This window comes from Xanthomonas axonopodis pv. maculifoliigardeniae (assembly GCF_041519315.1).
GTDB classification, from domain to species: domain Bacteria; phylum Pseudomonadota; class Gammaproteobacteria; order Xanthomonadales; family Xanthomonadaceae; genus Xanthomonas; species Xanthomonas euvesicatoria.
This window is the reverse complement of the sequence record NZ_CP167998.1, coordinates 3,021,325-3,035,242: the sequence shown is the minus strand read 5'-3', so window position 1 is coordinate 3,035,242 and position 13,918 is coordinate 3,021,325. Positions and strand designations below refer to the sequence as shown.

General features: G+C 62.7%; 11 protein-coding genes. 4 read left to right on the top strand and 7 right to left on the bottom strand.

The genetic code is table 11. The features are described from left to right. Positions 1-3: 3 nt before the first annotated feature. Both ACDH77_RS13155 and ACDH77_RS13150 read right to left on the bottom strand, forming a co-directional pair. Positions 4-3,096: a TonB-dependent receptor plug domain-containing protein gene (locus tag ACDH77_RS13155; protein ID WP_014090548.1), complete on the bottom strand. Its 3,093-nt coding sequence runs from the start codon at positions 3,094-3,096 to the stop codon at positions 4-6. A 361-nt stretch (positions 3,097-3,457) separates the two neighbouring features. Further along, positions 3,458-6,448, bottom strand: coding sequence for a TonB-dependent siderophore receptor (locus ACDH77_RS13150; protein ID WP_218488692.1), 2,991 nt, complete (start codon positions 6,446-6,448; stop codon positions 3,458-3,460). Positions 6,449-6,783: 335 nt separating this feature from the next. On the opposite strand from ACDH77_RS13150, the gene apbC reads away from it, so the two are divergent. Beyond that, a complete protein-coding gene (gene apbC, locus ACDH77_RS13145) occupies positions 6,784-7,635 on the top strand; it encodes an iron-sulfur cluster carrier protein ApbC (protein ID WP_031423356.1) in 852 nt (283 codons plus the stop codon). Between the two features lie 91 nt (positions 7,636-7,726). Next, the gene (gene dcd / locus ACDH77_RS13140) at positions 7,727-8,296 is read left to right on the top strand and encodes a dCTP deaminase (RefSeq protein WP_008577495.1); all 570 of its coding nucleotides are present in this window, start codon (positions 7,727-7,729) and stop codon (positions 8,294-8,296) included. A gap of 22 nt (positions 8,297-8,318) precedes the next feature. On the opposite strand, the gene ACDH77_RS13135 is transcribed toward dcd, so the two are convergent. The 4 genes from ACDH77_RS13135 to ACDH77_RS13120 form a co-directional block, all read right to left on the bottom strand. After that, a complete protein-coding gene (locus tag ACDH77_RS13135) occupies positions 8,319-8,504 on the bottom strand; it encodes a LiaI-LiaF-like domain-containing protein (RefSeq protein WP_029819764.1) in 186 nt (61 codons plus the stop codon). Between the two features lie 154 nt (positions 8,505-8,658). Continuing rightward, positions 8,659-8,826, bottom strand: a complete 168-nt coding sequence (locus tag ACDH77_RS13130) for a LiaI-LiaF-like domain-containing protein (protein WP_008577498.1) — start codon at positions 8,824-8,826, stop codon at positions 8,659-8,661. A 27-nt stretch (positions 8,827-8,853) separates the two neighbouring features. After that, complete coding sequence (locus ACDH77_RS13125) at positions 8,854-9,288, bottom strand: HIT domain-containing protein (RefSeq protein ID WP_008577500.1); 435 nt, start codon at positions 9,286-9,288, stop codon at positions 8,854-8,856. Next, on the bottom strand, positions 9,285-9,947 hold the full coding sequence (locus ACDH77_RS13120) for a dienelactone hydrolase family protein (RefSeq protein WP_011347964.1): 663 nt from the start codon (positions 9,945-9,947) through the stop codon (positions 9,285-9,287). The genes ACDH77_RS13125 and ACDH77_RS13120 overlap by 4 nt, the downstream gene beginning before the upstream one ends. 180 nt (positions 9,948-10,127) lie before the next feature. Between ACDH77_RS13120 and rimO the strand changes: the two genes are divergently transcribed. After that, positions 10,128-11,504 (top strand): 30S ribosomal protein S12 methylthiotransferase RimO, encoded by a 1,377-nt coding sequence (gene rimO / locus ACDH77_RS13115; protein ID WP_008577504.1) that lies wholly within the window; start codon positions 10,128-10,130, stop codon positions 11,502-11,504. 323 nt (positions 11,505-11,827) lie between these two features. Here rimO and greB read toward each other — a convergent pair whose 3' ends face one another. Next, positions 11,828-12,334: a transcription elongation factor GreB gene (greB, locus tag ACDH77_RS13110; protein WP_011347962.1), complete on the bottom strand. Its 507-nt coding sequence runs from the start codon at positions 12,332-12,334 to the stop codon at positions 11,828-11,830. Positions 12,335-12,445: 111 nt separating this feature from the next. Here greB and ACDH77_RS13105 point away from each other — a divergent pair, with 111 nt between their 5' ends. Beyond that, a complete protein-coding gene (locus tag ACDH77_RS13105) occupies positions 12,446-13,912 on the top strand; it encodes a rhomboid family intramembrane serine protease (protein ID WP_008577508.1) in 1,467 nt (488 codons plus the stop codon). Positions 13,913-13,918 lie beyond the last annotated feature (6 nt).

Here is a 13,918-nt window from a genome sequence, read left to right as displayed (position 1 = left end):
TCATCAGAAATCGTACGAGGCGGTTAGGCGTACATAGCGTGGCGTGTTGTAGTTGTAAGGCTGCAGACCTACCCGGTAGGTGTTGGAGACGTTGAAGGGAACATCGCCTTCGTAGACGCCATCGACACGATTGACCGTTCGATCGTTGAGGACGTTGAAGATCTGCACGCCAAAAGCCAGCTTGTGATCGGCGAACGTCGGGCGGTAGGTCAAGCCCAGATCGAGGTTCTTGATCCACGGCGTACGGCCTGCGTCGCCAGGAGACGATGGTTGTAGGCCGCAATAGTGGTACGAAGAGCCGTAGCCGATCGGGTCGTAGTCGACCGCCGCCGCATCCGGGCCGCCGTAGAAGCCCAAGCAGCTGATCGGTGTGCCCGACATCACACGAAGGGTAGCGGAGGCCATCCATTCCGGGTTGATCTGGTAGGCACCGAACGCCTTGATCTGGTGGCGCCGATCATTAGCAAGGCTGCCGCCGGCGTAATACATCAGCTCGGCCGAATCCCAATCCTGCGTTTTGGATACGTCGGCCTGGCCGAGGTCGGACTTCACCTGACCTTCGGTGTTGCCGTAGCTATGCGACCAGGTGTAATCGATGCGGCCGTACCACTTCTCATCGAACGGGTGTTCCAGGAACAGGTCGACCGACACATAACTGCGCTTGGCCTTGTCGGTGAAGCCCCAGTCCGACTGCGACATGGATACTTGGGTATATCCGGAGCCATCCACGTTAGCGAGATTGTAGGTGTTGGTTTTACCTGGGTTGAACATTACGCAGCCGGGAATGTCTACCGCATCCGGGTTGCCGCCGCTAGCTTCTAACTTGTCTGCAATACGTCCGGTATCGCAAACATCGTCGATGGCGGCCTGCAATTTGCGGTAGGTGACTTTTGCGCCCGAGTTCCAGCTTTCGCCTAACGTCTTCTCGAAGCCCAAGATGAATTCATCCTGATACTGAGACTTCAAATCGGTTGGCGCAAAGGCATTCGGATCCGGAGCCTGGCCGTATTCCCCATTGCTCGACACTGGACCAGGGCCGATTGGCCGCAGGCCCGTCGGTTCGCCGTTGGCATCGATACCGGTATAGGCGAAATACTCGTCCGTGTAGGTCGAAGCAGACGCACCGCGAATCGCGACCTGATTAGGCAGGGCGAGGTAGTAGCGTCCCAAATTGGCGAAAATCTTCAGCGAGGAGTCGCCGAACACGTCCCAGCTAGCGCCCAAGCGTGGTGCCCACTGGTCGCCGCTGTCGACATAGGGCACATGATCGCTATTGAAGTTGGTGAACTTGTCGTTGCGGATACCCAGCGTCAGCAACCAATGGTCGTTGACCTGCCAGCGGTCTTCCAGGTAGTACGCCTTCTGCTCCACCGCCATGCTGGTGGTGGTAGTGAAGATACGTCGTTGCGCGTAGTAGCCGTCGGTGCCCGGGCCGGTGGCGCCCACGCCCAGCGTTCCGCGAACTGGCGAAACTTCGTCACCCGCGCTGCCGTAGATCCACTGATATCCTGGACCAGTCGTGCGCACGCCTTCGTCGTAAGCGTTGAAGTACATGTTGTCCACACCAGCGGTCAGGTCGTGGTCGCCTAGCCGGTAGTTCAACTCCAGACGCAGATTGCGGGTCTTGTTAATCGGGTCATCCGCTTTGGAGCGGTTGGTCGCCTGATTGTTGGAGATCGGCGTGCCACCGGTGATGGCCGGATTTTGCAAATTCAAGCCAGCGATGAAGGGCAGCGAAGATACCAGCGGGTTGAACTGTTGGTTGTGCTGCGTGCTGCGGCCCCAGGTAGCGTTCACCGTTAGGTCGTCGGTGATGTAGCCGGTGTACTTGAAGATGTCGTAGCTATCTTTGATTTTGTAAGTATCCGCGTAGAGGCCGGACGGACCACCATCGGATCGTGTCTCGTAGTCATAGTTGCTGTAAGCGCCAGCACGACGATCCGTGTTCTCGATACGGGTGTACTCAAGAATATTGTTGTCGTTAATGTTCCAGTCGATCTTTCCGTAGAATTTTGGCGAGCTGTACTCGTAATGATTGCGTCCTTGCGCGGTAGCCGCAGTCGCTGTGTTGGTTGCCGCACCGTCGGTCTTGTCGGTTTCGCCAGCAACGAAGATAAACAGTTTGTCTTCAATCAGCGGGCCACCGGCATAGGCGCTATAGACCGTGCGGCTTTGCACGTCGCCCTTGCCGCTGCGATAGATCGTGCCCGGCAGATCAGGATCCTCATACTTGTAGCGCGGATTGGAGTTGAGTGTATTGCTTGGGTACCAAACATCGCCGACCGAACTCGCTAGGTTCTTCGGCTCCCACACCGCCTGTGCACCGAAGTGCCATTCGTTGGTGCCGCGTTTACCGACCTGGCTGATCACGCCGCCCGTAGAACGGCCGTACTTGGCGCTGTAACCGCCGGTATAAGTTTCCTGCTGGTCGATGGCGCCATATGGCAAGCTCACGCCGCCGAGGTTGCTCAATGGGTTGCTAACGTTGAAGCCGTTAATGTAGTAAGCGTTTTCGGTGACGCCCGAGCCACCGAAAGACACCACCGAGCGCGAGCCATTGTTGAATGCGCCTGCACCAGCCACCGCACCCGGCGCAAGCAACGCAATCGCTTCGGCGCTACGCCCCAGCGGCAAGGTGGCCAGCTGCTCGGAGGTAATGACCGAGCGCGAGCTGGTCGAGCTGACATCGATCTTCGGTGCGTTGGCGGCGGTGACGGTGATCGCACCGAGCGTGGTTGCATCGGCATTGCTGCCCGATGCGGCCGTGCCGGCGAAGGAGACTTCAGTGCCCGAGCCAACGCGCAGCTGCACGTTCTTGCGGGTGTCGACGACCTGGTCGCCGCGCTTCAGGGTGACGGTGTAGGCACCCACCGGCAGCGAGCCGAGGTTGTAGCGGCCATTGGCATCCACCGTAATGGTGCGGCTGAGCCCGGTGTCGCTCTGCACGACGATCGTGCTGCCGGCTTCAGACGGGGCGCTGCCGTAAATGCTGCCCGTGGTGCTTTGCGCGTAGACCGCGCCGTTGGTTAGGCAAGCACCGAGCACGACGGCGAGAGCGGTGCGTTTGAGGACTTGGCGACGAAACTGATTGCTCATTCCTGACCTTTCAACTGGAGTTCGGATAGGGCGGTCATCGGGGAGTCAGATGGCCTTAACCCGAACGTAATGAATGCCTGCTACCGAGTGCAAGCATCTGACATGATTTGTTAATGAAATAGCCCAAATCCGCATCGAAAATGAGGAATTCGGCACAAAGTGGCGTTATGTTGCACACCTGGGCAAACGACCTGGAGCGGCGCTCGTGAGTTAATGGTTACGTTCGATACAGATTGCCTGATGTAATCGGCGTGTTCGAAGGTTGTTGGGTGGTCTGCGCAGCGAGTAATGATCCATCGCGTTGCCAAACCACAAAAAAAAAGCCCCGACAAGCGGGGCTCTTTCTACACGCGTGAGGCCATCAGAATCGCACTGTCGTGCCCAGGTAGAAGAACCGGCCCACGTTGTCATACAGCGCAGAGGTGAAATCCGAGCCGAAGTAGTTGCGCGGCGGATCCTTGTCGAAGGCGTTGTCGATGCCCAGGTATACGTCGATCTTCGAGCCGGGGAATTGATAGCCGAACTGGAAGTTGTGATAGACGTACGAGCCGTTCTTGATCGGGCTGGCCGAGCCAGGGTTGCTGTTATAGCTCTCCGGGGTCACCCGCAGATTGCCGTCCACATAGTTCATGTCCCACGATGCGCGCCACTCGTTCCAGTTGTACTTGGTCTGGAACTGCGCACGCCAGCGCGGGTCGGTCACGTAGGTCACGTACTCGTCGTATTCGGCCGGGAAGTCCTGGAATACCCATTCGCGCGACTGGATCAGGCGGGTGCCGACGAACCGCAGCACGGTATTGCCTCCGCCGATCTGGAAGCGGTAGTCCATTTCCAGATCCACGCCTACGCGACGCGAACGGGCAAGATTTTCGTTGAGCGCCTGCCACCCGATGATGCTGTGTTCGGGATAGATGCGCCCCTGCGGATCGGTGAAGCCACCCAATGGTGCGCGTTGCACGAAGCCGCAAAAACTGTTGCCGATACCGCCGGGGTTGTCCACGCAACGGGTGGCGTTGGTTTCGGCGGTCACCGTGCCGATGGCATCGCGCAGGTCGATGCGCCAATAGTCGATCGACATGCCGAATCCTTCGAAGAATTCCGGCTGCCACACCAAACCGTACGAGAGGCTACGCGCGCGCTCCGGCTTGAGCTCCGGATTGCCGCCGCTCACGCCGGGACGCGTGGAGGTAAAGGTGTCGATCCAGCCCACCGGAATCCCCAGCGCGCTGCAGTTGGCCTGACGCAACGCCACATCGCCGGCGGTGCCGGGACGGTTGATATTGGTGGGCAGGTAATTGCAGGGGTCGTTGATGGTGGCGAAGTTTTCGCTCTGCGAGTCGTACAGCTCGCCAATGCTGGGTGCGCGCACGGCCTGTGCCAGCGTGCCACGCAACCGCAGCGACGGGATAATGGTCCAGTCAAGACCGATATTCCAAGTCTTGGTCGAGCCGATACTGCTGTAGTCCGAATAGCGCCCTGCAACGTCCAGCGCCAAGCGATCCACGCCCGGCAGGCCGGCCAGCAACGGGATGGTGCTTTCGACGAACACTTCCTTGACGCTGTAGTCGCCGCCACTGTTCGGGATGGCGTTGAGGAAGGTCGCGCCCGACGCAGCCAACGGGTCGGTGACTTCCTCGCTCTGTTCCTTGCGGTATTCCACGCCGCCAGCGAAACCGATGTCGCCCGCCGGCAGCGACAGCATGTTGCTGTTGGCCACCGAGGCGCTGAATACGGTCTGCTGGATCTTGGCTTGCGAGCGCGCGGTGGTGTTGAACCATGCAGCCGCTTCCGGAGTGACCGCGCCGTTACCGAAGACACTGAAGGGCACGCAACCTTCGCGGGCCAGCGCCGAGTACACGCGGCCGGTGTTGGGGTTGACCGCAGTCGGATCCAGCGTGGTGCGGCAGACGATGTTGCCGCTGGCATCGCGTGCGGCGTCGATGCCAGCCTGCCAACGTTCATTGATGCGGTTGTTGAGGTTGAGGCGGTCCACCGTGGTCTTGCCGTAATTGGCAGACACATCGTAGGTCCAGTTGTCGGTCAGGTTGCCTTCGGCGCCGAGAACCGCGCGGTAGGTCTTGCGTTCGATGTTTTCGCCGCGGCGGCCGGCATCGACGTTGAAGCGGTTCATCAGGATCTGCGTGGCGCCGCGCGAATCCATCAGGGCGCCGAGCTCGGGGCTGACGTACGGGTTCTGGCGGCGCACGCGCAGCGAGCTGTCGAATGCCGGTTGGCCGAAGAATTCCGAATCGGTTTCGCTGTACTTGCCTTCGAAGAACACGCGATGGTTTTCGCTGATCTCGAAGTTGACCATGGTGTTGACGCTTTTGCGGTCGAAGCCCGGCTGCAGGTCGGCTACCGCATTGAGGTCGACGAAATCGCAGTCCACGCACGAGGTGTTGCTCACCACGGTGCCGTCGTAACGGTTGCGCCGGAAGCTGCCGTCGTCGTTGAACAGATAGCGGTTGCCGTAGCTTGCCGGGTTACGGAAATCGAACGTGCCCAGATTGAAGGTGCCGCCGTAGGAGGTCGAATGATTGCCACCGGGGCCGCTGAGCACGTTTTGCGGATTGCTTTCGCTCGGCGGACGGGTGGGGTCGAAACCGGGGTTGGGCACACTCACCAGATACTCGCGGCCGATGGCGCGGTTGCCGCGACCGAAACGATCTTGTTTGCTGTATTCGCCGGACACCGCGATGTTGCCGCGACCGCCTGCGAAATCGGTACCGGCAGAAAAGCTGGCAAATGAGCGGTTGTAGTTGCCTTCGTCGGCCAGGCCGGTCTGCGCGCGCGTTTCGAAACCGGTGAAGGATTTCTTGAGGATGAAGTTGACCACGCCGGCCACCGCGTCGGCGCCATACACCGCCGATGCGCCGCCGGTGATGACTTCCACGCGCTCGACCCATTCCACCGGAATGGTGTTGACGTCCACCGCAGTCGAGCCTGGGCTTGAGCCTACGTGGCGACGCCCGTTGACCAGCACCAGCGTGCGATCCACGCCCATGCCGCGCAGGTCGAGCAGGCCCAGGCCGGCGGTGCCGATGAAGCGGGTGGAATTGCCCAGCGTGTAGCTCGGTGCCAGTGCCGGCATACGCGCCATCAGGTCGCTGATGGTGGTCGCACCGGTGGCGCGGATTTCTTCGGCGCTGATGGCCGTCACGGGCGAGGGCGTGACAAAGCCGGTACGCGCAATGCGCGATCCGGTGACGGTGACCTTGTCCAGATCGGTCGTATCAGGCGCGACGCCATTTTCGGATTGGGCGGCAGCATTGCCCGCAGAGGCGGCTAGTACGCCGAAAAGTGCAGTGCTGAGGCGATGGCGACGGGTGCGTTGCGAGGTACGGCTCGACATGATTTCGCGGATTCCTTGCTGGGATTCGACTTGCACAGTTGGGTTCGCTGAGCGCCAGCTGAACCGATTTTCGACCGTAACAATTCTTTAATCTTGTGTCCATCTCTGCGAAATTTGCCAGTGAATGTCACGTGCGAGCTACACGTGCGTCTGTGTCGCGTTGGCAAACAGGGCGGCTGCGTCTGATCGAGCCGGTACACTCACGCCCTCTTCGATGCGGCGCAAGGCGATGCTTGAGTCGCTCGCGGTAGCACACGACAACCCGGGTAGGCGATGAACACGATGGCGAAAAGTGGTTTCTTGGCGACGCGCGCGGTTGCGCAGGCGGTTGGCGCATGACGGGCGAACGCAGAATCGCCGCGCACGCGGTGCAGGGCACGTTGGCGCCGCATCCGCGCATCCGCAATGTGATTGCGGTGGGGTCGGGCAAGGGCGGCGTGGGCAAGTCCACCACTGCGGTGAATCTGGCACTGGCGCTGCATCGGTTGGGCGCGCGCGTCGGCGTGCTGGATGCCGATATCTACGGCCCCAGCGTGCCGGCAATGCTGGGCCTGAGCGGGCGGCCGGATAGCCCGGACAATAAGTCGATCGAACCGCTGCGTGCGTTCGGGATCGAGGCGATGTCGATCGGCCTGTTGGTCGACCAGGACACCCCCATGATCTGGCGCGGGCCGATGGCGACGTCCGCGCTGACCCAGTTGTTCAACGACACCCTGTGGGACGACCTGGACTATCTGCTGATCGACCTGCCGCCGGGCACCGGCGACATCCAGTTGACCCTGTCGCAGAAGATTCCGGTGGCCGGTGCGGTCATCGTCACCACGCCGCAGGACATCGCCACGCTGGACGCGCGCAAGGCCTTGAAGATGTTCGAAAAGGTCGAGGTGCCGGTGCTCGGCATCGTCGAGAACATGGCGGTGCATACCTGCGGCAACTGCGGCCACCGCGAGCATCTGTTCGGCGAAGGCGGCGGTGAGCGCATGGCGGCGCAGTACGGCGTGCCGTTGCTGGGGTCGTTGCCGCTGGAGATCGCAATCCGTGAGCAAGGCGATGCCGGCCAGCCGGTTGTGGTGGCCGCGCCAGAGTCGGTGGCAGCCAAGGCCTACCTAGCGGCGGCGACGCGGCTTGCCGAGGAACTGGGCAAGCGCCCACGCGCCAGCATCCCGATCTCTGCATCCCTGCTGTAGCGCATCGGGCCGGCGATGCCGGCCGCTGGTAGAATTCGCCGTCTTCGCGCGGGCCGCTCGGCCCGCCGCCTTCCGTCTTCAAGGAACACGCATGAGCATCAAGAGCGACCGCTGGATCAAGCGCATGGCCGAACAGCACGCGATGATCGAGCCGTTCGAACCCGGCCAGGTCAAGCACGATGCTGCCGGGCAGCGCATCGTCAGCTTCGGCACTTCCAGCTACGGGTACGACGTACGCTGCTCGCGCGAGTTCAAGGTCTTTACCAACATCAACTCGACGATCGTCGATCCGAAGCACTTCGATCCCGGCAGCTTTGTCGATATCGAATCGGATGTCTGCATCATTCCGCCGAACAGCTTCGCGCTGGCGCGTACGGTGGAATATTTCCGCATCCCGCGCGACACGCTGGTGGTATGCCTGGGCAAGAGCACCTACGCACGTTGCGGCATCATCGTCAACGTGACCCCGCTGGAGCCGGAGTGGGAAGGCCACGTGACCCTGGAATTCAGCAATACCACGCCGCTGCCGGCGCGCATCTATGCCAACGAAGGCGTGGCGCAGATGCTGTTTTTCCAGTCCGACGAAGTGTGCGAAACCTCGTACAAGGACCGCGGCGGCAAGTACCAGGGCCAGACCGGCGTGACCCTGCCGCGGACCTGATGAGGTGGCGCGGCCGTGGCCTTCAGCAGGTCGCGGCCGCCTTCTCGCGGTAGCGCAGCAATTGGCGCACACCGGCGGCGATCAGGAACACCGGCCACCAGGTCGCGATCAGGTTGCCCACATCCATATGCGCCAATCCCAGATTGTCCAGCAGAAACAACGCGCCCAGGACGATCAGGAACAGGGCAGGAATCAGACGGTAGTTCATGGCGACATCCTCGGTTGGTGTGAGGCCATGCTGCGCTCGATGCGCCCGTCAATCAGGTGCCGGAAGTCAACAGTTGCGGATGACAGTCGTCATGTTGCATCGCCAGTGAGTGCCTCAAGTGCGGTGATGCCCGACTCCCGAATCCCCGCCCGACCTACTTCCCGCGCCCGAACAGCATGCCAATTCCGCACGCAACCAGTGCGGCCGGCCACCAGGTGGCGATCAAGCGACCGATACTGAGATTGGTCCAGCCCAGGTTATTGGCCAGGAACAGCAGGCCGACGAGGATCAGGATCAGCGCGGCGACGACATTGGATTTCATGCGGGAGACTGGTTGAAAGACAGGTGCCTATCGTAGCCGTTGCGCCCACGCCGCGACATGCTGCTGCAACGCCTCGGCCGCAAAGCGCTGCGCACTGCCGCTGCCCCAGACGGGCCCGGGCCAGGCGGCATCGCCGGGGTGGCGGCCGACCAGATGCACATGCAGCTGCCGCACGATGTTGCCCAGCGCGCCGATATTGAGCTTGCCCACCCCGGGTTCGGCGCGCAGCAACTGCGAGAGCTGGTTGATTTCGGCCAGCAACAAACGCTGCTGGCCGCCATCCAGATCGATCCATTCACTGACATCGGCCACCCGTGGCACCAGCACCAGCCACGGGAAGCGGGTGTCGTCCATCAGCCGCACCTGCGACAGCGGCCCGTCGGCCACGAACACACTATCGGCCGCCAGGCGCGGGTCGAGCTGGAAGTCGCCCGCAGGCCTGTCCGGTGCGGTGTCGCTCATCCCAGGTGCGCCGCGAAGAAGCCCAGGGTGCGCTCCAGTGCGCGCTCGGCACTGTCGGCGTCGTAGTGGGTGGGGTCGATGCTGCGGTTGAAGGCGTGCCCGGCCGGGTAAACGAAGGTTTCCATCTGCGGCAGCTTCTCGCGATGGGCCTGGATCGCCTCGGGCGGAATGCTGGCATCGCGCTCGCCGAAGTGGAACATCACCGGCGCCTTGGGGGTTTCGTCCAGCAGCTGGGTGTTGCGGCCGCCGTAGTAGCTGACCGACGGCAGCCCCAGGCGAATGGCCGACAGCAGCGCGACGGAGCCGCCCCAGCAGTAGCCCACCGTACCGACCTTGCCGGCGCGGGTGAGCAGGGTGGCGGCAGATTTCACCACCTCCACGGCGCGCTCCAGGCCGACCGCGTTGGCCAGCGCCAGGCCCCGCTGCAGGCTCTGCTGGTCGTACGGCAACTGCACGTCCTTTTCTTCCAGGTCGAAAAAGGCCGGTGCCAGCACCTCATAGCCGCGTGCGGCGTAGTCGTCGGCCACTGCGCGGATATGTTCGTTGACGCCGAAGATTTCTTGAATCACCACCAGGCCGCCGCGCGGGCTGGAAGCGGGTGTGGCGTGCCAGGCGGCGACCTGGCCGTCGGGGGTGTCGAGCGTGGTCCAGTGACCCATGGAAACTCCTGCTGCAGTCCGGGGAGGCGCGCATTATCGAACGGATCGGCGGGGGCGAAGGTGAGGGTTCCGCTAAGATGACCCCGCTTGCGCGGCATGCGGTTCAGAGCGTCGCCCCCGCGCCGCTATAATTGGCCCGCTCAGGCCCCAGGCCGCTCCGCTTCCCAGGCTCCTGCTTCCATGTCCCAGCTGAACCCTAAAGTCGGCTTCGTCAGCCTTGGCTGCCCGAAGGCGCTCGTCGATTCCGAACGCATCCTCACCCAGCTGCGCGTGGAGGGGTACGACATCGTGCCCAGCTACGACGCTGCCGATGTGGTGGTGGTCAATACCTGCGGCTTCATCGATTCGGCAGTGACCGAATCGCTGGACGCAATCGGCGAAGCGATGAACGCCAACGGCAAGGTCATCGTCACCGGCTGCCTGGGCAAGCGCCCGGAGCAGATTCGTGAGGCGTATCCGCAGGTGCTGGCAGTATCCGGCCCGCAGGACTACCAGAGCGTCATGGAGGCAGTGCACGCCGCATTGCCGCCGCGTCACGACCCGTTCGTGGATCTGGTGCCGGACTACGGCATCAAGCTGACCCCGCGCCATTACGCTTACTTGAAGATTTCCGAAGGCTGCAATCACCGGTGCAGCTTCTGCATCATTCCCTCGATGCGCGGCGATCTGGTCTCGCGTCCGGTCGATGAGGTGCTGCGCGAAGCCGAGCGGTTGGTGCGCGGTGGCGTCAAGGAATTGCTGGTGGTGTCGCAGGACACCTCGGCCTACGGCGTGGACCTGAAGTACGCCGAGCGTCCGTGGCGCGACCGCATGTACCAGACCCGCATGAAGGCGCTGTGCGAGGGGTTGTCGGAGCTGGGCGTGTGGACGCGCCTGCATTACGTGTACCCGTATCCGCACGTGGACGATGTGATTGGGCTGATGGCCGAAGGCAAGCTGTTGCCGTATCTGGACATCCCGTTCCAGCACGCCAGCCCGCGCATCCTCAAGTTGATGAAGCGCCCGGGCGCGGTGGAAAAAACCCTGGAGCGCGTGCAGCGCTGGAAGGCGATGTGCCCGGAGATCACCGTGCGCTCGACCTTCATCGTTGGTTTCCCCGGCGAAACCGATGCCGAATTCGAATCCTTGCTGGACTTCCTGGATCAGGCGCAGCTGGACCGCGTCGGTGCGTTTGCGTATTCGCCGGTCGATGGCGCCAGCGCCAACGCATTGCCGGATCAGGTGCCCGAAGAAGTGAAACACGAGCGCCTGGCGCGCTTCATGGCCAAGCAGGCGCAAATCTCTGCGTTGCGCCTGGAATCCAAGATCGGCAGCGTGCAGCAGTGCCTGGTGGATGTGATCGAAGACGACATCGCGGTGGCCCGCTCGCGTGCCGATGCGCCGGAAATCGATGGGCTGGTGCATATCCAGAACGGCGGCGAGCTCGGCTTGAAGGTGGGCGATCTGGTCGATGTGGAAATCACCGACAGCGACGAGCACGATCTGTTTGGCGATGCATTGCCGTCTGGCCCTGCGGTGCAGCAGCCAGGGCGGACATTGAACCTGCAGATCGTTTAGCCGCAGCAGGATGCCGGCTGGCCGATGGCGTCGGCGCTCCCGACTGTGCCGAACCGTCGGCGTACATGCCGCGGTGGGCACGCCAAGCCGTAGGAGCGTGCCTGAGCGCGACGAGGCTGGCGACGCGCAGCCGCCCCCGGCACGACGCGCTGCGCACCAACATCGCCTGTGGGCATGACATCGCCGCATGAGGGTGGCCGGGGCGCGAGCGTATCAGCAGGTCACGCGGCAGTCCTGGGGCACTGGGTGTTCGGTTCTCTGTGCCTCGATCACCGCCGTTGCCGATACACGGCGCCAGAATCGCTTCGCGCGCTGTATATCCCTTACAGCGGCACGTACTGCACCGACACCACCACAAACGTGTGCTTGCCGGCCGGCAAGTGCGCGTCGAATTCGTCGTCCACGCGCTTTTTCAGCAGTGCGCGCGCCAGCGGCGAATCGATGCTGATCCAGCCGCGTCCGGCATCGGTTTCGTCCGGGCCGACGATGCGGTAGCGCAGTAACTCGCCGCTGTCGGCATCTTCCAGTTCCACCTGTGCGCCGAAGAACACCGCGTTCGCGTCGGTGGGTGCGGTGTCCACCACGCGCAGCGCTTCCAGCCGCTTGCTCAGATAGCGTACACGCCGATCGATTTCACCGAGCTGCTTCTTGCGATAGGTGTATTCCGCATTTTCAGAGCGGTCGCCTTCGGCGGCGGCCGCCGCAAGGGCACGGACCACTTCGGGCCGCCGCACGCGCCACAAGTCGTCCAGCTCGGCCTTGAGGCGGGCATGGCCTTCGGGCGTGATCAGCGCAGTGCTTTTCTCGGCAGGCGGGCGCCAGCGGCTCATGGGGCAGGCAGTTTCCAACGGCGGGGCCGCGATGCTAGCGCGCATGACGTGCTTGCGCATCTGCCGCCGCACAGCGAAGCTTTGCGCCATTCTTAAGACACGGATGTTGTCATGCTGATCATGCCGCTGCACAAACCCTGGTCGCGACAGAACATCCCCTGGGTGACGCTGCTGCTGGTGCTGATCAATGTGGCGGTCTACCTGGGCTACCAGCGCAAGGACGACAGCCTGGTCGAGAGCGCCGTGCACTACTACGTGCACTCCGGCTTGGGCGCGCTGGAGGCCGATGCGCATGCGCGCTACCTGCAGCAGACCGCCAACGCCAAGCTGCGCGCGGCACGCCAGGCAAAGCTGGACAGCGTGCCTAAACCGCAACGCATCGCGTATCTGGCGCACCTGACGATGCACGATGTCGCCTTCGAACACGCCCTGCGCAGCGGCACGTTGTTCAACGACGACGCGCGTCTGCGCGAGTGGCGCGCATTGCGTGCGCCTTACGACACGCGGCTGTCCAGGATATTTACGCTGCGCCATGTGCAGCGCAGTTCCGAATGGTCGCCAGCGCGCATGCTGACTGCCACGTTCCTGCACGGCAGCTTCGATCATTTGCTGGGCAACATGCTGTTCCTGCTTGCCTTGGGTACCTTGCTGGAAGGCGCCATCGGCAGTGGCTGGTTCCTGGTGCTGTATCTGCTCGGCGGATTCGGCGCCAGCCTGGCCAGCTTGTGGTGGCGCTGGGGCGAGCCCGGTGGCGGTCTGGGTGCCTCCGGTGCCATCGCCGCGCTGATGGGTGCGTTCTGCGTGGTCTGGGGCAGGCGCAGGGTGCGTTTTTTCTATTGGTTTTTCGTCGTCTTCAATTACGTGCGCGGGCCTGCGATCCTGCTGTTGCCGCTGTGGCTGGGCTGGGAGTTGTATAGCCTGGCATCCAGCGACGACGGCGCAGTCGCCTTCGAGGCGCATGCCGGCGGACTGGTGAGCGGTGCGTTGCTGGGCGCCTTGCTAGTGGTGCTGCGGCAAACTCGGCCAGAATTTATGCAGGAGGGCGACGCGGTTGCGGTGGACGATCGCTGGGAGCGTGCGCAGCGCCATCTGGGCCGGATGGAAAACGCCGAGGCCGAACATTTGCTGGCGGAGTTGGCGAGCGAGCAGCCGCACAATCTGGAGGTTGCGCTTGCGCGCTATCGCGCTGCGCGTCATGCAGGGCGCAGCCAGGACAGCCTGCGCCATGCCGAGACGCTGCTGGCCCTGCAGACCCATAGCGCCGAACAGACACGCATCCAGCTGGCAGTTGCCGCCGAACTCAGTAAGGCCAGGATTGCCTGCAGCCCGACGGCGCGCAGGGCGCTGATCGCTGCGTGCATGCGTAACGGCCTGTTGGCCGATGCCGAGCGTCTATTGAAGGAAAGCGAATTGAGTACGCCGCGCGATGAATTGGCCCAACAATGGTTCGTGCTTGCCTTGCGTCACGGTGAGCTGCAGGACGGTGCGCAGCGCACGCGCTTGCTGCGCCAGCTGCTGGATCAGTTTCCAGAGCAGGGACAGGCCAACAAAGCGCGCTTTTTGCTCGAAAACGGTTGAGCGGTT

Bases quoted from the DNA above. Each gene is read 5' to 3' on its own strand.
- ACDH77_RS13155 (WP_014090548.1), bottom strand. From the start codon at position 3,096: ATGAGCAATCAGTTTCGTCGCCAAGTCCTCAAACGCACCGCTCTCGCC.
- ACDH77_RS13150 (WP_218488692.1), bottom strand. From the start codon at position 6,448: ATGTCGAGCCGTACCTCGCAACGCACCCGTCGCCATCGCCTCAGCACT.
- apbC (WP_031423356.1), top strand. From the start codon at position 6,784: ATGACGGGCGAACGCAGAATCGCCGCGCACGCGGTGCAGGGCACGTTG.
- dcd (WP_008577495.1), top strand. From the start codon at position 7,727: ATGAGCATCAAGAGCGACCGCTGGATCAAGCGCATGGCCGAACAGCAC.
- ACDH77_RS13135 (WP_029819764.1), bottom strand. From the start codon at position 8,504: ATGAACTACCGTCTGATTCCTGCCCTGTTCCTGATCGTCCTGGGCGCG.
- ACDH77_RS13130 (WP_008577498.1), bottom strand. From the start codon at position 8,826: ATGAAATCCAATGTCGTCGCCGCGCTGATCCTGATCCTCGTCGGCCTG.
- ACDH77_RS13125 (WP_008577500.1), bottom strand. From the start codon at position 9,288: ATGAGCGACACCGCACCGGACAGGCCTGCGGGCGACTTCCAGCTCGAC.
- ACDH77_RS13120 (WP_011347964.1), bottom strand. From the start codon at position 9,947: ATGGGTCACTGGACCACGCTCGACACCCCCGACGGCCAGGTCGCCGCC.
- rimO (WP_008577504.1), top strand. From the start codon at position 10,128: ATGTCCCAGCTGAACCCTAAAGTCGGCTTCGTCAGCCTTGGCTGCCCG.
- greB (WP_011347962.1), bottom strand. From the start codon at position 12,334: ATGAGCCGCTGGCGCCCGCCTGCCGAGAAAAGCACTGCGCTGATCACG.
- ACDH77_RS13105 (WP_008577508.1), top strand. From the start codon at position 12,446: ATGCTGATCATGCCGCTGCACAAACCCTGGTCGCGACAGAACATCCCC.